The organism is Alicyclobacillus herbarius DSM 13609, assembly GCF_000430585.1.
GTDB classification, from domain to species: domain Bacteria; phylum Bacillota; class Bacilli; order Alicyclobacillales; family Alicyclobacillaceae; genus Alicyclobacillus_G; species Alicyclobacillus_G herbarius.
The window spans coordinates 22,001-42,131 of record NZ_AUMH01000001.1 but is presented as its reverse complement, the minus strand read 5'-3'; the positions used below and the strand labels follow the sequence as shown (position 1 = coordinate 42,131).

17 protein-coding genes are annotated in these 20,131 nt (G+C 58.4%); 1 reads left to right on the top strand and 16 read right to left on the bottom strand.

Translation table 11 applies throughout. From position 1 onward, the window contains the following. Positions 1 to 36 precede the first annotated feature (36 nt). The 16 genes from thrB to aceB form a co-directional block, all read right to left on the bottom strand. A complete protein-coding gene (gene thrB, locus H522_RS0100185) occupies positions 37 to 1,038 on the bottom strand; it encodes a homoserine kinase (protein WP_245577955.1) in 1,002 nt (333 codons plus the stop codon). Next, positions 1,035 to 2,114 carry a threonine synthase gene (gene thrC / locus H522_RS0100180; protein ID WP_245577954.1) on the bottom strand — a complete coding sequence of 360 codons (1,080 nt, stop codon included), beginning with the start codon at positions 2,112 to 2,114 and terminating at the stop codon, positions 1,035 to 1,037. The genes thrB and thrC overlap by 4 nt, the downstream gene beginning before the upstream one ends. Positions 2,115 to 2,216: 102 nt before the next feature. Then, a complete protein-coding gene (locus H522_RS16560; protein ID WP_081411723.1) occupies positions 2,217 to 3,572 on the bottom strand; it encodes a homoserine dehydrogenase in 1,356 nt (451 codons plus the stop codon). Then, positions 3,569 to 4,168, bottom strand: a complete 600-nt coding sequence (gene leuD, locus H522_RS0100170) for a 3-isopropylmalate dehydratase small subunit (protein ID WP_026960763.1) — start codon at positions 4,166 to 4,168, stop codon at positions 3,569 to 3,571. The genes H522_RS16560 and leuD overlap by 4 nt, the downstream gene beginning before the upstream one ends. Then, positions 4,146 to 5,612: a 3-isopropylmalate dehydratase large subunit gene (leuC, locus tag H522_RS16555; protein WP_051343531.1), complete on the bottom strand. Its 1,467-nt coding sequence runs from the start codon at positions 5,610 to 5,612 to the stop codon at positions 4,146 to 4,148. The genes leuD and leuC overlap by 23 nt, the downstream gene beginning before the upstream one ends. Further along, entirely contained in the window at positions 5,578 to 6,732 is a 1,155-nt protein-coding gene (gene leuB / locus H522_RS0100160) for a 3-isopropylmalate dehydrogenase (RefSeq protein ID WP_026960762.1), read from the bottom strand. Before leuB ends, leuC begins: the two co-directional genes overlap by 35 nt. Continuing rightward, positions 6,729 to 8,261 carry a 2-isopropylmalate synthase gene (locus H522_RS0100155; protein ID WP_026960761.1) on the bottom strand — a complete coding sequence of 511 codons (1,533 nt, stop codon included), beginning with the start codon at positions 8,259 to 8,261 and terminating at the stop codon, positions 6,729 to 6,731. The genes leuB and H522_RS0100155 overlap by 4 nt, the downstream gene beginning before the upstream one ends. Further along, positions 8,248 to 9,294 carry a ketol-acid reductoisomerase gene (ilvC, locus tag H522_RS0100150; RefSeq protein WP_026960760.1) on the bottom strand — a complete coding sequence of 349 codons (1,047 nt, stop codon included), beginning with the start codon at positions 9,292 to 9,294 and terminating at the stop codon, positions 8,248 to 8,250. The genes H522_RS0100155 and ilvC overlap by 14 nt, the downstream gene beginning before the upstream one ends. Positions 9,295 to 9,346: 52 nt before the next feature. Further along, positions 9,347 to 9,880, bottom strand: coding sequence for an acetolactate synthase small subunit (ilvN, locus tag H522_RS0100145; protein WP_026960759.1), 534 nt, complete (start codon positions 9,878 to 9,880; stop codon positions 9,347 to 9,349). Beyond that, positions 9,877 to 11,574: an acetolactate synthase large subunit gene (gene ilvB, locus H522_RS0100140; protein WP_026960758.1), complete on the bottom strand. Its 1,698-nt coding sequence runs from the start codon at positions 11,572 to 11,574 to the stop codon at positions 9,877 to 9,879. Before ilvB ends, ilvN begins: the two co-directional genes overlap by 4 nt. A 104-nt stretch (positions 11,575 to 11,678) precedes the next feature. Beyond that, complete coding sequence (ilvD, locus tag H522_RS0100135) at positions 11,679 to 13,343, bottom strand: dihydroxy-acid dehydratase (RefSeq protein WP_026960757.1); 1,665 nt, start codon at positions 13,341 to 13,343, stop codon at positions 11,679 to 11,681. Positions 13,344 to 13,421: 78 nt separating this feature from the next. Beyond that, positions 13,422 to 14,330, bottom strand: a complete 909-nt coding sequence (gene ilvE / locus H522_RS0100130; RefSeq protein WP_026960756.1) for a branched-chain-amino-acid transaminase — start codon at positions 14,328 to 14,330, stop codon at positions 13,422 to 13,424. A gap of 441 nt (positions 14,331 to 14,771) precedes the next feature. After that, the gene (locus tag H522_RS16550; protein ID WP_035451933.1) at positions 14,772 to 15,971 is read right to left on the bottom strand and encodes a MalY/PatB family protein; all 1,200 of its coding nucleotides are present in this window, start codon (positions 15,969 to 15,971) and stop codon (positions 14,772 to 14,774) included. Between the two features lie 99 nt (positions 15,972 to 16,070). Next, positions 16,071 to 16,262: a hypothetical protein gene (locus H522_RS0100120; protein ID WP_026960755.1), complete on the bottom strand. Its 192-nt coding sequence runs from the start codon at positions 16,260 to 16,262 to the stop codon at positions 16,071 to 16,073. A gap of 121 nt (positions 16,263 to 16,383) precedes the next feature. Then, a complete protein-coding gene (locus H522_RS0100115) occupies positions 16,384 to 17,280 on the bottom strand; it encodes a fumarylacetoacetate hydrolase family protein (protein WP_026960754.1) in 897 nt (298 codons plus the stop codon). 171 nt (positions 17,281 to 17,451) lie between these two features. Further along, complete coding sequence (gene aceB / locus H522_RS0100110; RefSeq protein WP_026960753.1) at positions 17,452 to 19,062, bottom strand: malate synthase A; 1,611 nt, start codon at positions 19,060 to 19,062, stop codon at positions 17,452 to 17,454. A 191-nt stretch (positions 19,063 to 19,253) separates the two neighbouring features. On the opposite strand from aceB, the gene H522_RS0100105 reads away from it, so the two are divergent. Continuing rightward, positions 19,254 to 20,060: an IclR family transcriptional regulator gene (locus H522_RS0100105; RefSeq protein ID WP_026960752.1), complete on the top strand. Its 807-nt coding sequence runs from the start codon at positions 19,254 to 19,256 to the stop codon at positions 20,058 to 20,060. Positions 20,061 to 20,131: the final 71 nt, after the last annotated feature.

Sequence of the window (20,131 nt, the reverse complement as noted above, 5' to 3'; positions counted from 1 at the left end):
GGGTCGCCAGGACCGCTGTCGCCAGGGCGCCGCGGGCTATCTCCGCGGCGCCAGACGCTCCACCTGCGGCTTGTCCAACCAGGGCCGCAACACCATCGACACACACTCGACATTGTACTCACGCCATGCCAGTGTGATTTCATCCGCCACCCGAAGCGCAGTCTGTTCGTCATCGCACCAGGCCAAAAGGGACGGCCCGGCCCCGCTGAGCGTCAACGCCTTCGCGCCTTGCCGCAGTGCCGCTCGCCGGACGTCGTCGAAACCCGGAATCAGCCTGCGTCGATACGGCTCATGGAGCCTATCCCCAAAGCCCACGCGGAGAAGGTCGAGCTGACCGCTGGACAAGGCCAGCATCAAGCGCGACGCCTGTGTCACGTTGTAGACCGCATCCGCCATCTGCACCTGGTTTGGCAACGCCTTGCGCGCCTTTTCGGTGGGCAACGGGAAGTTCGGCACGCCGACCGCAAACACGAGCTGCTCCGGAATCGGAAGCGGGAGATACGCCGGCCCCTGTCCTGCCCCGGCGCACAGGCAACCCCCGCCAAACAGAGCCGGCGCGACATTGTCCGGGTGCCCTTCCAGCTCACTGGCCAAAGCGAGCAACCCAGCGTCGTCCAACACCAAATCGGGCTCAAAGCACGCGACGAGCTCGTTCGCCAACAACAAGCCCCCAACAATGGCGCTCGCGCTGGACCCGAGCCCCGAAGCAATGGGAATTTGGTTGTAGGCCCGTAACCGCCACTCCCGCGGGACCCTCCCCGCCCCCACCTTGGCAAAGAGGAAGTCCATGGCCCTGACGATGGCATTGTCCCGGGAAACCGGAAGCTGGTTCGCAGCCTCTCCGTCAATTTCGACCGAGAATGGGTGGCCCGTCTCAACCTCCATTTCATTGAACAGGGCCAACGCCAGGCCCATGCAGTCAAAACCAGGCCCTAAGTTCGCAGAGGTAGCGGGCACGCGTACGCGCAACCGCAGCTGGTCTCCGCAGTGATTTTGTGTTGTCCTCACAGCTTCCACATCCGCCACCCTATCTTTCACAACCGTTTCTCCAAAACCTTTTGCACAGCCGTCAGTTCAGCATCTACCACTTGTGTAGACCGTGAGCCGAGTTGGGTGGCGGTATCCGGGTCCTTCAGACCGTTGCCGGTCAACACACACACGACGGTTTCGTCCGGATGGAGCTGGCCTGTACGGGCCAACTGCAGCAATCCGGCCACCGAAGCAGCAGAAGCTGGCTCGGCGAATACACCCTCACGGGCAATGAGCTTGTACGCCGCACGAATCTCATCATCGCTGACCGCGTTAATCGCGCCGCCGGATTCACGCGCCGCATTTAAAGCGAGCGTGGCCGACGCCGGGTTGCCGATGCGAATGGCAGTGGCGAACGTCTCCGGGTTTTCAATCGGGTGTCCGACCACCAAAGCCGCCGCGCCCTCAGCCTCAAAACCATGCATCTTGGGCGCTCGGTCGATGACGCCACCCTGCTGGTAAGCCCGAAACCCTTTCCAGTACGCACTGATGTTTCCAGCGTTGCCCACCGGAATACAAAGCCTATCAGGCGCCCGGCCGAGTGTATCGCACACCTCAAACGCGGCGGTCTGCTGTCCCTCGAGACGGTACGGATTGATGGAATTGACCACCGTCACGGGCAGTTTCGACGCCAATTCGCGGACAAGCTGCAGCGCCTTGTCAAAATTCCCGCGAATGGACACCACTTCCGCGCCGTAAATCGCTGCCTGCGCGAGTTTGCCAAGAGCGACCTTGCCCTCCGGAATCAAGACCACGGCGCGCAGACCGGCACGCGCCGCATACGCCGCCGCAGAGGCTGACGTGTTCCCGGTCGAGGCGCAGATGACCGCCTGACTGCCCTCCTCGACCGCCTTGGCCACCGCCAGTACCATGCCGCGATCCTTGAACGATCCGGTTGGATTTGCTCCTTCGAATTTCAGATAGACATGGCACCCTGTACGTTCGCTGAGGAGAGGCGACGGAATCAAAGGTGTGTTCCCTTCGCACAGGCTGAGCAGAGGCGTCGTCTCCGCAACGGGTAACCACGACCGGTAGGCCGAGAGAATCCCAGGCCACCCCCTGTGCTGCATGGAATCGTTCGTCATGAAGAAGCCCCTCCCCCTATATCGACCACGTTTTCCCGAGAACTATCCTAATTAAATTAAATATGGTCCGGACACAGATATGAGTCAACCACGAAGCGTGCCTCAGGCCTCGGCGGCAGACAGCACCTCGGCATCCCCCGCTAGACCGACTTTGTCTTCGGCCCTCGCCTCATCATCGCTCGGTTCAACCGGCATCACGCTGCACACTTCGCGGACGGAAACCTCCGTGCCCAGCGCATCCAGCACCTTGCGCAGGCGCTGCGGCATGGTCCGGTGCGTGACAATGACAATCTCCGCAGACCGTTTCTCGACCCGCTTTTGCAGCACCGATTCCATACTCACACCGACGTCACCAAAGACACTGGCGATGCGGGCAAACACCCCGGGCTGATCCTCCACCAAGAGACGCAAATAGTGGCGCTGCGGCTCAAGGGAGTTGGCATCGATCCGCTTGTTCGGCAGGCAATACTGGGGCGCCGACTGCACCACACCCAGGCGCAGGTTCCGCAGGACATCGATTAGGTCACCCACCACAGCGCTTGCGGTCGGCAGCGAACCCGCGCCACGGCCAAAAAACATCAAATCGCCGGACGCGTCGCCCCGCACGAACAGGGCGTTATACGAATCCGATACGCTAGCCAGCGGGTGCTCTTTTGGTACCAACGTCGGCCGTACCCGCAGCGCCAGGTGGCCACCTCGGTCGGTACCCGTCGCCAACAGCTTAATCACCGCCCCCAGCTCTTCGGCATACTGTACATCCCGCGCCGAAACGGAGCGAATCCCTTCGACCTCCACGTCTTCCAGACGTACCCGGGCATGAAACGCAATCGAGGCCAGAATGGCCAGCTTGCGTGCCGCGTCGAAGCCGTCGACGTCGCTGGACGGATCGGCCTCGGCATAACCTAGCTCCTGCGCTTCCCGCAGGGCGTCGGCATAGTCCGCACGCGTTTCGGTCATGCGTGTCAGAATATAGTTCGTCGTGCCGTTGAGAATCCCTTTCAAGTCGGTGATGTCGTTGGCGCTCAGGGACTCCTTTAACGGACGGATGAGGGGGATGGCCCCCCCCACCGCCGCCTCGTAGTACACATCCACGCCCGCCTTGGTCGCCGCTTCCCAGATCTCCGGTCCATGGCTGGCAATCAAGTCCTTATTGGCGGTGACCACGTGCTTTCCAGCCGCAATCGCGGCCAACAACATCCGTTTCGCATCGTCTATGCCGCCAATCGTCTCGACCACAATGCGAACGTCCGGATCGGACAGGATGTCTTCGGGACATGTCGTTATATGGATGCCATCCAGGTTCACACCGCGCGGTTTTGCGGGATCCCGGACCAAAATGTGTTTGAGCACCGGACGCATCCCGGTCATTGCCTGAATCTTATCCACGCGCCGCTGCAGCAACTGCACTACGCCCGATCCGACCGTTCCACAGCCGAGCAGTCCAATCTGTACGTTCATCTCCCGACCGCCACCTTGCGTCGGGCCTCATAGGCCGCAATCGCGCCTTCATGCTGTAGAGTCAGCCCGACATCGTCGAGACCATGCAGCAGCTTGTGCTTACGCTGCGGATCGATTTCAAACAGGTACTGGCTTCCATCCGGCAGCTCCACCCGCTGATTCTCAAGGTCGACCGTCAGGTGATAAGAGTGCCCCGCGCCCACTGCAAACAGGTGTTGAATCGCCTCGCTCGACAGAACTACTGGCAAGAGCCCGTTCTTAAAGCAGTTGTTATAGAAAATATCAGCGAACGACGGCGCCAAGATCACGCGAATGCCATAGTCGGCCAGTGCCCAAGCCGCGTGTTCGCGGGAGGATCCGCAGCCGAAGTTATCGCGCGCCACCAGAATGCTGGCTCCTTCGTAATACGGCTGGTTCAGCGCGAATTCCGGGTTTGGCGAGCCATCATCCAGATATCGCCAATCGTAAAACAGGAATTTCCCGAACCCGCTCCGTTCAATGCGTTTCAGAAACTGTTTGGGAATGATCTGGTCGGTATCGACGTTCACGCGGTCGAGGAACGCCGCCTTCCCTTCATGCCGGACGAGCGGCTCCATGGCTAGCACCTCCTGTGTTAATCGGGGACGGGGACCCGTCGAGAAATTCCCGCACATCCACAAAATGACCCGCAATCGCGGCGGCTGCCGCCATCGCCGGACTCACGAGGTGTGTGCGCGCCCCTTTGCCTTGACGTCCTTCAAAGTTCCGGTTGGAGGTGGAAGCGCACCGTTCGCCCGCCGGGACGAAATCCGGGTTCATCGCCAAACACATGCTGCACCCCGGCTCGCGCCATTCGAACCCGGCAGCCCGGAACACCTCATGCAACCCTTCGGCCTCGGCCTGCTCCTTGACCCGTTTGGAGCCCGGCACGACCAACGCCCGCACACCGGGAGCCACCTTCCGGCCTTTGGCGACCTCTGCCGCCAGGCGCAGGTCCTCAATCCGCGCGTTGGTACAAGACCCAATAAATACGTGCTGGATGGGCACCTCCGTCAGCCGTGTTCCCGGCGTGAGTCCCATGTAAGCCAACGCTTGCTCCGCCGCCTTCCGAGCCACCGGAGACGCAAAGCTGGCCGGATTCGGAATCGGGTCATTGATGCCCAGACACATGCCGGGATTGGTGCCCCAGGTCACCTGTGGTTCCAATTCCGAGACGTCAAGCTCGATGACCTTGTCAAAGACGGCCCCCTCATCCGTGCACAGCTCCCGCCAGGCTTCGACCGCCCGGTCAAAATCGCTTCCCTGCGGCACGTGTGGGCGACCCCGCAGGTAAGCGAAGGTCACCTCATCCGGGGCCACCAATCCGGCCCGGGCACCGGCTTCAATCGCCATGTTGCACATGGTCATCCGGCCTTCCATGCTCAGGCTGCGCACCGCTTCACCGGAAAACTCGATGACATACCCCGTTCCAAAGTCCACCCCATAACGACCGATAACCGCCAGAATCACATCTTTCGCAGTGATTCCCGCCGGCAGCCGACCGTTCAGGCGAACGTTCAACGTTTTTGGCCGTACCTGCCACAGGCACTGCGTCGCGAGGACGTGTTCCACCTCACTCGTCCCGATGCCAAACGCCAACGCGCCAAACGCGCCATGGGTCGAGGTATGGCTGTCCCCACAGACGATGGTCTTGCCAGGCTGTGTGAGACCCAACTCGGGACCGATAACGTGCACGATGCCCTGGTCACGACTCTTGAGATCGGCAAGTGGGATTCCGAACTCGCGGCAGTTGTTTGCCAACGTCTCAATTTGCTTCGCCGCAATCGGATCGCGCACATCCAGCGGGTTATCTGTCGGTACGTTATGGTCCATGGTCGCAAACGTCAGGTCCGGGCGCCGAACGCGACGGCCAGCCAGACGCAGCGCTTCAAACGCCTGCGGCGACGTCACCTCGTGGACCAGGTGCAAGTCAATGTAGATGAGGCTTTGACTCCCATCCTCGACAACGACATGTGATTCCCAGATTTTATCGAACAGCGTCTTCGGCTGCGCCGTGGACATGAACCGTCCCCCTCCTTTGCCCTTCCAATCGATTCTGCAAGGCCTCGAGTACCTTATCCGTCATTTCGCCGGTTCCCAGCGGCTCCGCATGTGCCTTGACCCCGGCGCCCGCCCACAAGTCCGCTGTGCGCCAACCAGCTTCCAGCACGTCCTGAACCGCCTGCTCGACGGCCTCCGCCACTTTCTCCATCCCGAGTGAATGACGCAGCATCAAGGCCACGGACAGAAAACTGGCCAACGGGTTGGCCTTGTTCTGGCCCGCAATATCCGGAGCCGAACCGTGCACCGGTTCATACAGGCCGGGTCCGCCGCTGCTCAGGCTGGCGGATGGCAATAACCCAATGGATCCACTAATCATCGCGCCCTCGTCGCTGAGAATGTCGCCAAATAGGTTCTCGGTGACCAGCACGTCAAACTGGCGCGGATTTTGTACCAGCTGCATGGCCGCATTGTCTACCAATAGGTGGTTTACTTCGACAGTCGGATACTCGGACGCCAACCGTTCGGCCGTCTCCCGCCAGACTCGGCTCGATTCCAACACATTTGCCTTATCCACCGAGGTCAACTTGCCTTTGCGCTTGGCCGCCAGTTCAAACGCGAGCCGCAAAATCCGCTCAATCTCTACCTCAGTATAGACCAACGTGTCGACCACCAGCAGGCCGTTCTCGGTCTGACGGCGCTCCCTCGGCTCGCCGAAATACAGACCTCCGGTAAGCTCGCGGACAATCACAAAATCGGCACCTTGCACCACCTCAGGGCGCAAGGGAGAAGACCCGACCAGACTCGGGAAAACCGTAATCGGTCGCAGATTCGCGTAGACCCCGAGCGCCTTGCGAATCCCGAGCAGACCAGCCTCTGGCCGCAAGTGGCCCGCGCCCTTATCCCACTTCGGTCCACCCACGGCTCCAAGCAGTACAGCGTCACTGCCTTGACACAGCTCCACCGTTTCCTGCGGTAATGGGTGGCCGGTCTCATCAATCGCTGCACCGCCAATCAAACCGTATGAAAACTCAAAGCGTTCACCGGTCCACGCCGCCACGGCATGCAGCAACCGCACGGCCGCCGCTGTCACTTCCGGCCCGATGCCATCGCCAGGCAGTACTGCAATCCGTTTCGTCATCCGACCTCCACCACCTTGTCCCGTCCTGGCACCTGCAGTCGATTGATGGCATCCAGGAACGACTTGGCCGATGCCGCCAGTACGTCGTTATCGATGCCACGGCCGCTTGTCACCCGGTCCTCGCAGGCCACGCGCACATAGACCTCAGCCAGCGAGTCCTGGCCTCCGGTGGTGGACTGGATGCGATAGTCGAGCAGGGTGATTGGGCTCGCGACAATGCGTTCAATGGTATTAAAAATTGCTTCGACGCTGCCGTTGCCGGTGGCTGCCTCACAGACCACCGTGCCGTCCGGCTGCCGCAGACCCATCGTCGTGGTCGTCAAGGCCGATCCGTACGAGACTTGCAAGAATTCCAGTTCAAACCGTGGTCCGGTTGGCTCCGCCTGGGCATCCAGGGCAAGCGCCAAAATGTCGTCATCCGTTACCTGTTTCTTTTTGTCCGTAAGCGCCTTAAAGGCGACAAACAGCTCGTTGAAACGCTCCTCGTCCAGTTCGAGCCCTAACTCTTTGCACCGTTCCCGGAAAGCGTGGCGACCCGAGTGCTTGCCGAGCACCAGCGAATTGGAGGACAGACCGACCATTTCCGGGCGGATGATCTCGTAGGTCAACGTGTTTTTCAGCACTCCGTCCTGGTGAATCCCCGATTCATGCGCGAACGCGTTCGCGCCAACCACTGCCTTGTTGGCCGGAACCGACATGCCAGTGAGCTTGCTCACCAAGCGGCTGGTGCGCACCGTCTGACGCAGGTCGAGCCGGGTCGTGGCATCGTACACGCTCTTGCGGATGGCCAGCGCCACCGCCACCTCCTCGATCGAGGTGTTGCCGGCTCGCTCGCCAATCCCGTTGATGGTGCCCTCAATCTGGTCGACCCCCGCCTCAATGGCGGATAAGGTATTGGCCACAGCCAAGCCAAGGTCATCGTGACAATGCGCCGACAGCTTGACTCCGTCCAAGTTCGGAACGTGCTCGCGAATGTAGCGAAACAGGCGTCCATATTCCGCTGGGGTGGTATACCCCACCGTGTCCGGTAGGTTGATGACGGTCGCCCCCGCCTCAATCACCTGTTGGATGATGTGCACCAGGAAATCCCAATCGCTGCGGGTCGCATCCTCGGCCGACCACTCAATCAGTGGAAACCGCTTGGCCGCGTATCGAACACTGGCTACGGACGCCTCCACGACCTCCTCGGGTTTCATCCGCAGTTTATACTGCATATGAATAGGCGAGGTAGCAATGAAGATGTGCAGCCGCGGCTGACTCCCTTCCCGAAGGGCCTCCCAGGCGGCGTCAATATCTTTCTGGTTGGCTCGCGCCAAACCGGTGACAGAACAATTCTTCACCGCTTTGGCGATCTGACGGACCGCTTCCAGGTCACCCTGGGAAGCGGCGGGAAAGCCAGCCTCGATGATGTCGACACCGTACTTTTCCAGTTGCAGGGCAATTTCCAGCTTCTCATGCGGGTGCAGGTTGACACCCGCGGATTGCTCCCCGTCACGCAGCGTGGTGTCAAAAACCTCAATGTTCCGCATCCGCCGCCACCTCTGCTTTCGACATCGGTACCCCTGTCGTTTGCCGGCGGATAAACGGCATCATCTCGCGGAGTCGACGACCGACCACCTCCACCGGATGCTCCTGTTCGCGCCGGTTGATAGCATTGAACTGGGGCCGACCCACCTGGTTCTCCAAGATCCAGCCCTTGGCGAATGTGCCGTTTTGAATTTCCTTCAACAGGCGCCGCATCTCGGCCTTGGTTTCCTCCGTGACAATCCGGGGACCGGCGGTGAAGTCTCCCCACTGAGCGGTGTCCGATATCGAATACCGCATGTATTCCAGACCGCCTTCGTACAGCAGATCGACAATCAATTTCATCTCATGCAGACACTCAAAGTAGGCAATCTCTGGCTGGTATCCAGCCTCCGTCAGTGTTTCAAAACCGGCCTTGATGAGCGCCGACAAACCGCCGCAAAGCACCGCCTGTTCCCCGAACAGGTCCGTTTCCGTCTCCTCGGCGAAGGTGGTTTCCAGAACCGCCGCACGTCCCGCGCCAATGCCCTTGGCATAAGCTAACGCCAGTTCGCGGACACCGCCGCCGGCAACCTCCTGGCCAACCGCAAACAGCGCCGGAACGCCGCCGCCCTCAACAAACACCCTGCGGACGAGATGCCCCGGGCCTTTGGGTGCGACCATGAATACGCCGACTCCGGCAGGCGGGACTATCTGGCTGAAATGGATGTTGAAGCCATGAGCGAACGCCAAAGACTTGCCCGGAGTGAGATGAGGCTCGATTTCATTCCGATACACTTGCGGCTGACGTTCATCGGGGAGAAGAATCATGATGACATCCGCCTTTTGTGCCGCCTCAGCCACCGAGTAGACAGTAAACCCGTCTTCCTCCGCCTGCCGCCAGGAACGCCCCGCGCGCAGACCGACAATCACATCCACGCCGTTATCTCGCAGATTCTGAGCATGGGCATGCCCCTGTGAGCCGTATCCAATAATCGCCACGGTTTTATTCGTCAGGGCGTTCAACTCGATATCTTTGTCGTAGTAAACCTTCACCATTTGCTCCAACATCCTTTCCTGTATGAAGTCTCCGGACACCCACTCAAAGCGATTAGACCCAGAGTGCGTTGCTCTTCGACAGACGAGCAATTTCCTGAACGGTTTCACTGTCGCGCGTCATGCTGGTAAGACCAGTGCGGGCAAGCTCCTTGATGCCATACGGACGCAGCAAGGCAATCAAAGCGTCAATCTTCTCTGGCTTACCGGTCGCTTCAATCGTCACCGAATCCCGGCCCACGTCGATAATGGAAGCGCGGAAAGGTTCAATCAAGCTGGCAACTTCCGAACGGCTTGGAATCGGGCTGTGCACTCGAATCAAAACCAATTCGCGGGCAACAATCGGTTGGTCCGTGATGTCCTGCACCTTCAGGACATCAATCTGTTTGGACAGCTGTTTGATGACCTGTTCAACGACCCGCTCGTCTCCGGTTGCCAACACAATCGTCATCCGCGACTGGCCCTCCAACTCGCTGGGGCTAACCGTGAGGCTCTGAATGTTAAAGCCACGCTTTAGGAACAAACCGGTAATGCGATTTAAGACACCGGTCCGGTTATTCACCAATACGTTCAAAATGCGGGCGTTCATGGTTTCACCCCTATCATCTCGTGCAGCCCTTTTCCTGGCGCGACCATCGGATAGACGTTTTCGTCCGGCGCCACCCGGCACTCAATCAGTGCAGGTCCGGGAGCGGTAAGAACCTGCTCTAGCACCGCGGTGCAAGACGCTTCGTCCGCCACGCGATACCCTGGAATGGCATACGCTTCCGCCAGCTTGAGATAGTCCGGCTGAAAGGGAAGCAAGGAATGCGAATAACGGCCTTGATAGAACAATTCCTGCCACTGCCGCACCATGCCAAGAGCCAAGTTGTTGAGGATGATGACCTTTACCGGGAGCTTGTACTCAGCCAATAGCGCCAGTTCCTGTACCGTCATCTGAAAGCCGCCGTCACCGAGCACTGCCGCGACCACCGTGTCTGGCGCCCCCAACTGGGCCCCTATCGCGGCCGGCAACCCGAAGCCCATCGTGCCAAGTCCACCGGAAGTCACAAACCGATGCGGTTTGGCGAACGGATAAAACTGGGCCGCCCACATTTGGTGCTGGCCAACATCCGTCACCACAATCGCGTCTCCGTTTGTCAGGCGGTGGATCTCCTCAACGACCCATTGCGGTTTCAGTTGATCCTCTTCACGTTCGTACCATAGCGGGTAGGACTGCTTGAGTTCCAATAGGCGATTGACCCAATCCTGATAGGAGCCCGGTTGTGGACACTCCTGCAGCAAAACCTCCAACGCGCGGCCAGCATCGCCGACCACTGGGATATCCGTAGGCACATTCTTGCCGATCTCGGCCGGATCGATATCGACGTGAGCCACCTTCGCCCGCTGAGCAAAATGTGATAGATTTCCCGTCAATCGGTCGTCAAACCGGGCCCCAAAGTTCATTAACAAGTCGGCCTCGTACATGGCGTGATTGGCGGCAAACGTCCCATGCATACCGCCCATACCAAGGAACAGTGGGTGTGTCCCCGGAAAACTGCCGAGTCCGAGCAAGGTATTGACCACCGGGATCTGCGTTTGTTCGGCAAACCGCCGCAACAGGTCGTGCGCGCGGGCGTGCAGGACCCCTGCCCCAGCCAAAATGACCGGCCGTTTTGCCGCCCTGATGGCCGCCGCCAACTTACGCAGCTGCAGCCGGTTCGGCTCTACGGTGGGCTGATAACCCGGCAGACAAACCGGGTCATCGTAGCGAAACACCCCTTTGGCGTTTGAGATGTCTTTGGGCAAGTCAATCAACACGGGGCCAGGACGGCCGGTCGTGGCGATGTGGAAAGCCTCTTTGATGACCTGTGGTAGCTCCGCTACATCCCGTACCTGGTAGCTGTGCTTGGTCACCGGCATGGTGATGCCAAGGACTGAAGCCTCCTGGAAGGCATCCGTACCAATCACATTGGTCGCCACCTGACCGGTGAATACCACCAAGGGCAAGGAATCCATCATCGCGTCGGCCAGACCGGTCACCAAATTGGTCGCACCCGGTCCAGAAGTGGCAATGACGACACCGGGACGTCCAGTGACACGGGCGTACCCTTCGGCCGCATGAATGGCCCCTTGTTCGTGGCGCGTCAAAATGTGCTGAATTCCGCACTCGTACAGGGCATCATAAACGGTCAGCACCGCGCCTCCGGGATAGCCGAATAAAACTTCGACACCTTCCTGGCGCAGCGCCTCCACCAACATCTCCGCACCGGTCAATTCCAGCACCGATTTTGGTGCCTTCATCCGGTCTTCGACGCGCGTCGAGCCTTCGATCTGCTCCGTGGACGGTTTTGGCGCTGCAGCTTCCGCTCCCGTGCTCATGATTTCTCTCCCTCCATTTTCTATCGTTAGCCCCGCAGGACAGCCCCCGTGTTGGCGGAGGTTACCAACTGTGAATAGCGGCGCAAGTATCCGCTCCTCTGTTTGGGTTCCGGCGGGGTCCATCGCGCCTTACGCGCCGCGAGCTCCGCCTCGTCCAACAAGACATCAATCGTTCGCGCCTTCATATCGATGCGGATGCGGTCCCCGTTTTGAATCAAGGCGATAGGCCCGCCTTCGGCCGCCTCTGGGGAGATGTGCCCGACGCAAATTCCGCGCGTCGCCCCTGAGAAACGCCCGTCCGTAATCAGGGCCACCTTGGTGCCAAGCCCCCGGCCCACAATCGAAGACGTCGGGGCCAGCATCTCCGGCATCCCAGGTCCGCCTTTGGGCCCTTCGTAGCGAATCACAACCACGTGCCCTTCGCGCACTTCTCCACTGTTGATGCCCTGCTGAGCCTCTTCCTGCGACTCATAAACGATGGCTTCCCCTTCAAACTCCGTGATGCCGTCCTGAACCGCCCCCACTTTGATAACACCACCATCGGGAGCGAGGTTGCCAAACAACATCGATAAGCCGCCAACCGGGCTGTAGGGATTGGTACGGGGGCGAATAACTCGTTCGTCGAGAATCTTCGCATCCTGGACGTTCTCCCGAATCGTCTTGCCCGTAATCGTAATGCGTTCCGGATGAATCGCTCCCGCCTCAATCAACTCTTTGATGATGGCCGATACACCCCCGGCCCGGTGAACGTCTTGGATACTGTACTCGGAAGCAGGACTGATCTTTGCGATATATGGAACGCGCTTGGCAATCTCGTTAATGCGATTCAGGTCGTAGTCAATCCCGGCCTCATGGGCGATGGCCATCAGGTGCAGCACCGTGTTGGTCGATCCACCCATCGCCATATCCAGCGCAAACGCGTCATCAATGGCCTCGGGCGTGATGATGTCGCGCGGCCGAACATCTTCTTGAACCAGCCGCATCAGGTGACGAGCCGCTTCGTAAATGAGTTCCTCGCGTTCTTTTGAGGTGGCGACGATGGTGCCGTTCCCGGGGAGGGCAATACCCAACATCTCCATGATGGTGTTCATCGAATTGGCCGTGAACATACCCGAACACGATCCGCACGTTGGACACGCGTTCTGCTCTAAATCGAGCAGGTCCTCCTCGCTAATGCGCCCCGACTGGTAACCCCCTACCCCTTCAAATACGGACATTAAGGAGAGGGGCTGCCCACTCCGCGAGCGTCCAGCCTCCATCGGACCCCCGGAGACGAACACGCACGGGACATTCGTCCGCACGGCCGCCATTAGCATCCCGGGCGTGATTTTGTCACAGTTTGGAATGTAGAACACACCGTCGAACCAGTGCGCGTTGATCATCGTCTCCGCAGAATCGGCAATCAGCTCTCGGCTGGGGAGAGAATAACGCATCCCAATGTGGCCCATGGCAATCCCGTCGTCCACACCAATGGTGTTAAACTCGAACGGAATACCGCCCGCTTCCCGAATCGCCGCTTTGACCACTTCACCCATTTGCTTTAGGTGCACATGGCCTGGAACGATATCGACGTACGAGTTGCAAACCCCGATGAATGGTTTTGGCAAATCGGTGGGTTTTACTCCGGTCGCGTAGAGAAGACTGCGGTGAGGCGCCCTGTCCACGCCTTTTTTAATCATGTCGCTGCGCACTGAAGCACCCCCTTTGAACTTTGAGGTTGTGCGATGGCACGAGCACGTAAGACCTAAACATCCGATTCGGCTCGCGCATTAGGCTCCGGGTGTAATCGAAGCGACGCGGTCTGGATACACCTGCACGCCGTCCACCAAGACACGGCTACGGAACGCCTTGTGAATCTGCTTCGTACACAATCCCGGCTGCCCGTTGCCGATGACCCGTCCATCCACTTTGACCACAGGCACAATTTCCGCCGCCGTACCGGTCAAGAACACCTCATCCGCGACATAGACATCGTGACGGTTGAACGCCTCTTCTTTCACCATGTAGCCCAGCTCTTCCGCAATCTCTATCACCGCTTGACGTGTGATCCCGGCAAGGGCACCCAAATACGTAGGAGGGGTATAAAAGACACCGTTTTTCACGATGAACACATTTTCGCCAGAGCCTTCCACCACGTAGCCCTCGGTGTTCAGTACCAGCGCCTCTTTGGCGCCAGCCACACGGGCGTCAATCTTTATGAGGATATTGTTGAGGTAGTTGAGCGATTTGACCTTGGGGCTGAGAATATCGCCACGGTTGCGCCGGGTTGGCACCGACACAACATCAATTCCCTTCTCGTACAGCTCCTTCGGGAACATGGCCAATTCCTCGGCGATGACAAAGACTTCTGCGGCATGGCACTTCCATGGGTCAAGGCCCAGGTCTCCGACACCACGCGTTACGACCAACCGGATATAGGCATCGTCCAAGGCATTCCGGCGTACAGTCTCAACAACAATCCCTTCCATTTCGTCGAGGCTGTACGGAATTTGCAGTAAAACCGACTGTGCCGACTCATACAGACGGACCAGGTGTTCGCGAAGCCGAAACACATTGCCGCCGTATACGCGAATGCCCTCGAAGATTCCATCCCCATACAACAGTCCATGGTCGTAGACAGAGACCTTGGCTTCACTCTGGTCGACATAGTCGCCGTTGAGAAAGATGGTTTGCCCCATGTTCCTTCACACTCCCGAAGAAGAAATCAACAAAGCCGCACGGGCCCCACTACTGGGATCCGTTCGAATCGTCCTACTATTTTCTGTAAGCCAAATTCAGCTAGTGAAAAAAGTGAGAACGATGAGGCGAAAATCGAAGTTTGAAGGACATTGTAGACGGGCAAGAAGACGAGTGTCAATAGTCACAACTTTCCCCATTATAACTGTAAGCGCTATCGGTCTCCTGTCCGTAAACGCTTACTATCGTGCCACACATGCTTCTTCGAGGAAATATGAACTTTTTTTGAACGCATCCAAAAATGTCGGGGAACGTCGACAAAATACGGCGGTCCACCGACCGCCGCACGAGACGAAATGACGCGGTTATCGAGAAAGTTGTTTGGAGAAAGCGGAGATCCAGAACAGGGGGAGAAAGTTTTGCACAACAGGCAGAAACCAATCTCAGGGATGCAAGTGCTTGTTCCGCCCCGCCTGCGCAAGAGCCCTCCGTAGGCGTGTAACGGCTTCTTCAACCAGACTTCGTGGACAACCGATGTTCATGCGCATAAATCCCGCTCCACCCGTGCCAAAGATGTGTCCTTCATCGAACGCAATGCGGGCCTCTGTAAGGCAAAACTTATCCAGTTCCTGCGTCGAAAGACCCAATTCGCGAAAATCCATCCACACCAGGTACGTCCCCTGCGGGCGGATGACGGATACACCGGGCATGTCCTCTGCAACCGCCTTGACCAGCAGATTCACATTCCCTTCCAGATAGGCAAGCAGCTCGTCCAACCAATCGTCACCATGTCGATACGCGGCCTCCGCGGCCACCAGACCAAGGACATTCGCCCCCGCCTGAGAGCGGCGCCGCTGTGTGGCGACGTACGCCTGCCGCAGCTGTGGATTTTCGGCAATCACGAGCGCTGTTTGCAGTCCGGCCAGATTGAACGTCTTACTCGGTGCAACGCAAGTCACTGTACGTTCCGAAATGGACGGGCTTAACGAAGCCAACGGCGTATGCTTGTGCCCAGGCAAAATCAAGTCGCCATGGATTTCATCCGCGATGATGCGTACGTCTCGGCGCGCGCAGACCTCCGCAAACCGCAAGAGCTCGTCTTTCTCCCACACGCGGCCCACCGGGTTATGCGGGCTGCACAAGATCACCAGTTTCACGTGGTCATGCGCCAACTTTTGATCGAGATCGTCAAAGTCCATCACATACTTGCCATTCTGGAGAACAAGGGGATTTTCAACAATCCTACGCCCAGTTTCCCGAATGACGCGCATGAACGGATAGTAGACCGGGGGCTGCACCAGAACCCCGTCACCGGGCTCGGTCAAGGCCTCAATCAAGATGCTGATGGCCGGCACGACCCCCGGGGCATGCGCCAGCCACTCGGCCTGCACCTGCCAGCCCTGACGACGGTGATACCAATCTGCCGCCGCTTCCAGGTACCTTTCCGTCACCAAGGGGTAACCAAATACACCGTGGTCAATCCGCTGACGCAGCGCAGCGAGCACCGGTTCCGGGGACCGAAAATCCATGTCGGCCACCCACATCGGCAAAGCGTCCGTGGTCCCGAAACGCTCCTCTAAACCGTCCCACTTTGAGCAGTCCGTACCTGCACGGTTGATGGTTTGATCAAAGTTGTACTTCACGTGGCAAGTTGTCTCCTTTCTCGGCCCCGAATCCCTGCAGAGCCCTGATTCGAAACCAACCCTGCCACTCCATCATACCGAATCTTGTCGCATTCCACCTCACTCAGATTCAATTTGTCCGTCCACGACACGATACTCCTGCGTGTCATGCGGGATCTCTGTGGCCACCCCGCCCTCGTTGGACATGCGCTCGACACTCGACGCCTCCGTCTCCGGCGTTTCCTCTGAACGCGGCAGCATCGGGTCTGGGGGAGAGGGGCGATGCTGCCTTAAACGCGGTTTCTCCTGCATGAAACAGACCTCCTTGACTGCCGGTGTGACGGACTCCGGCAGTTACTCGCTGCTATTCTCCCCCATATGCGAAAGGCCCCATTCACTTACGTGCATGTCCGGAAACGGACAGACACTCTCTTCAAGAAACCTGCACAAAGCGATTGGTCAGACGCCCCAATCCCGCAATTTCCACGCTGACTTCATCGCCGTCTTGGAGCCAGCGCTGCGCTTCGGGAGCCATGCCCAAAATCACGCCTTCCGGGGTGCCGGTCAGGATGACATCGCCAGGAACCAGCGTCATGTGCTGTGACAAATAGGAGACAAGCTCCGCACAGGAGAAAATCATGTCACTGGTGTTCGAATCCTGCCGAATTTCACCATTGACGTAGGTGCGAATGGGCAAGTCGTTCGGATTTGGAACTTCGTCCGCAGTGACCAGATAGGGTCCTAGGGGAGCAAACTTATCGCACGTCTTTCCGAGCAACCATTGCGGGGTGCGCATCTGCAAATCCCGCGCTGAGACGTCATTGGCCACACTGTAGCCAGCTACAACATCCAAGGCACGGTCTGGCTCAACGTGACTGACCCGCTTGCCAATCACAATCGCCAACTCAGCTTCATAGTCAACTTGCGTGGAGCTTGACGGCAACGGGATCGATTCGCGGTGGCCGGCCAGCGCGTTATTAAATTTGCTGAAGACAACCGGATTCTCTGGTACTGGTGCGCCTGTCTCCGCCGCATGCTTGCGGTAATTGAGACCGATGCAAATGACCTTCTGCGGCCGCAGGACGCAGGGTCCGAAGACAGCCTCCTCTGTATGAATGCCCTGCCAGCGGGTCGTATGCAGAGCCTCCCGACAGAGCTGCTGCAGGCGCGCCTGCAGATCAGGGTGGGCCAGGTAGTCATCGACCGTTTGCGGAAGCGAATTCACCGGTTCCCCTGCAGCCTCCGCAAGCTCAAACACAGGGGCCAATCGCTCGCCATCCGCGATGGCCAACTGCCACCGGCCATCTTTATGTACATTCGCAATCTTCATCCGTTCATCCCCCGTTCTCGATAGCCGAATGATTCATAGCCGATAGATTGCAAGAAATCGAATCATACCTACCTTTTAGTATAACGTGGAGTAGAACGTGTGCTGCAACCTCCTTCCTGTCTATACCGGGCAGCGACGCGCCGAGGCGCGCCGCTTTTGGTTCAAAGACCGTCACCCGACCAGGCGTTCATACCCCGGGAGGGTCAGAAAGTCTACAAAGTCTTCCGCGAGGGTCAACTCCTCGAATAACTGAGCGGCCTCCTCATAGCGACCGGATTGATACCGGTCATTCCCCACCTGTTGCCGAATCTTCTCCAGCTCCTCGGCCAACATCTGCCGAAACATCTCGACCGTGACCTTGCGTCCGTCTACGAGCACACCTTTCGGATGGCGAATCCACTGCCAGACCTGTGCCCGAGAAATCTCTGCTGTGGCCGCATCCTCCATCAAATTGAAAATCGGCACAGCTCCAGCCCCGCGCAGCCAAGCCTCCATGTATTGAACACCGACACTAATGTTGGTCCGAAGTCCCATCTCGGTGATGGTCCCTTGCGGGACTTCAATCAGGTCCGCGGCGGTCACCTGCACGTCCTCGCGCTTGCGGTACAGCTGGTTGGCCTCGGGCATATGCGTGTTGAACACCTCAAGCGCCACGGGGACCAACCCGGGGTGAGCGACCCAGGTGCCATCATGACCATCTCGCGCCTCCCGTTCTTTATCGGCGCGCACTTTGGCAAACGCCTCGGCGTTGGCGTCCGGATCGTTCTTGACCGGAATTTGCGCGGCCATCCCTCCAATCGCAAACGCGCCGCGACGGTGGCAGGTTTTGATGGTGAGCAGGGTGTAATGGCGCATGAACGGAACGGTCATCGTGACCTGCGCACGGTCGGGCAGGATGAACTGCGGATGATTGCGAAACTTCTTGATATAGCTGAAGATGTAGTCCCAGCGGCCACAGTTTAAGCCCGCCGCATGATCACGCAGCTCGTAGAGAATTTCGTCCATTTCAAACGTGGCCAAAATCGTTTCGATGAGAACCGTCGCCTTGATGGTGCCAACCGGGATCCCCAATTGTTGCTGGGCATAGACAAACACGTCATTCCATAGTCGTGCCTCCAGGTGGCTTTCGAGCTTTGGGAGATAAAAGTACGGACCACTGCCGCGGTTCAACAGCTCGCGCGCATTGTGGAAAAAGTACAGCCCAAAGTCGAACAGGGCGCCTGCCACTGGTTCCCCGTCGACCAGCACGTGTTTTTCGACGAGATGCCAGCCGCGTGGACGTACAATGAGGGTCGCCACCTGGTCCTGGAGGGCATAATGCTTTCCCTCCGGACTGGTGTACTCAATCGTGCGCCGCACCGCGTCACGCAAGTTTATCTGCCCGCCCACCGTGTTCTCCCAGGTCGGAGAATTGGCGTCTTCAAAGTCGGCCATAAAACAGCGAGCCCCCGAATTTAAGGCGTTGATGACCATCTTGCGGTCACCGCTCGGTCCCGTGATTTCCACCCGTCGATCGGTCAGATCCTGTGGGATGGAACCGACCGTCCAATCGCTTTCCCGAATTTCACGCGTCTCCGGCAAGAAGTCGGGTAACTGCCCGGCGTCAATCGCGCGTTGACGGTCGACGCGGCGCGCCAACAACTGCCGGCGGGTCCGCTCAAAGCGACGGTGCAGCCCGGCCACAAACGCCAGCGCCTCCGGGGTTAAGATCTCTGCGAACGCTTCCGTGTAAGGTCCCTGAACGGTTACCCCGGCCGGACAACGATAGGCGGTTTCCAACATAAAGGCATTCCTCCCTATCCTGTTTCTTCACAAAGGACGCAATTCTGAACCTAAGGATAACACACAGTTATGTATTATGGAAGATGGTTCTGCATTGCAGAACACAATTTGACCTTACGGGCTAACCGGTAAAGGGAGTTCGGTATAATAGATCGTATCCGACAAACACCTGTCAAATCGGAGTGGGTTGCGTGGAAGACTACACAGTCAAATCGGTGGATAAAGCACTTCTCCTCTTAGAAGTCATCAGCGATTACCCGCGCGGCGTTGCCATTACGGAGTTGTCCAGCCGCACCGGGATGTACAAAAGTACGGTACACAGGTTGTTGGGCACCTTGATGAAGCGCGGTTTTGTCGAGCAGGACGGTCAAAGTGGACGATACAAACTCGGTTATACGCTCCTTGATCTGGGCATGCGGTTGTTGGCGTCGATTGACTTACGATCCGAAGCCTTGCCGCACCTTCAGGAATTGGCCAGACAGGCCAATGAGGTTGTCCATCTCGCCCTGCTCGACCAAGGTGAGGTCGTCTACATTGAGAAGGTCGAAACTCCACAGACCATCCGTATGCACTCACGCGTGGGCAAGCGCGTGCCTGTCCACGCCACCGGTTTGGGTAAGGCTATTCTAGCCTTTCTCCCAATTGAGGAAGTCCAAGCACTGATTCGCCGATACGGTTTACCCAAGTTGACCGAGTTTACAGTCACGGATGAACAAACGCTGCTGGAGTCCTTAGAGCGGATTCGTCAGCTCGGCTATGCCATCGATGTGGAGGAACATGAACTGGGGATTTGCTGTGTGGCCGCCCCCATCTTCGACAACGCCGGTCAGGTCGTAGCAGCCTGCAGTGTTTCGGGGCCCCGACAGCGGCTAGACCCCGCCCGCCTACAGGAACTGAGCCCGGTAGTGGTACAAACCGGACGTCGTATCTCGGAGCGGCTCGGTCACCTCGCATCGACGCGCCGGTCTCCCATCAGCAGCATGACCGACGAGAGCTAAAGTGCGACTAAGCCCGCTCCGTTTTTTCCAAGTTCATCCAGCGTTACTTTATTGAACGATTGCGACAGCGC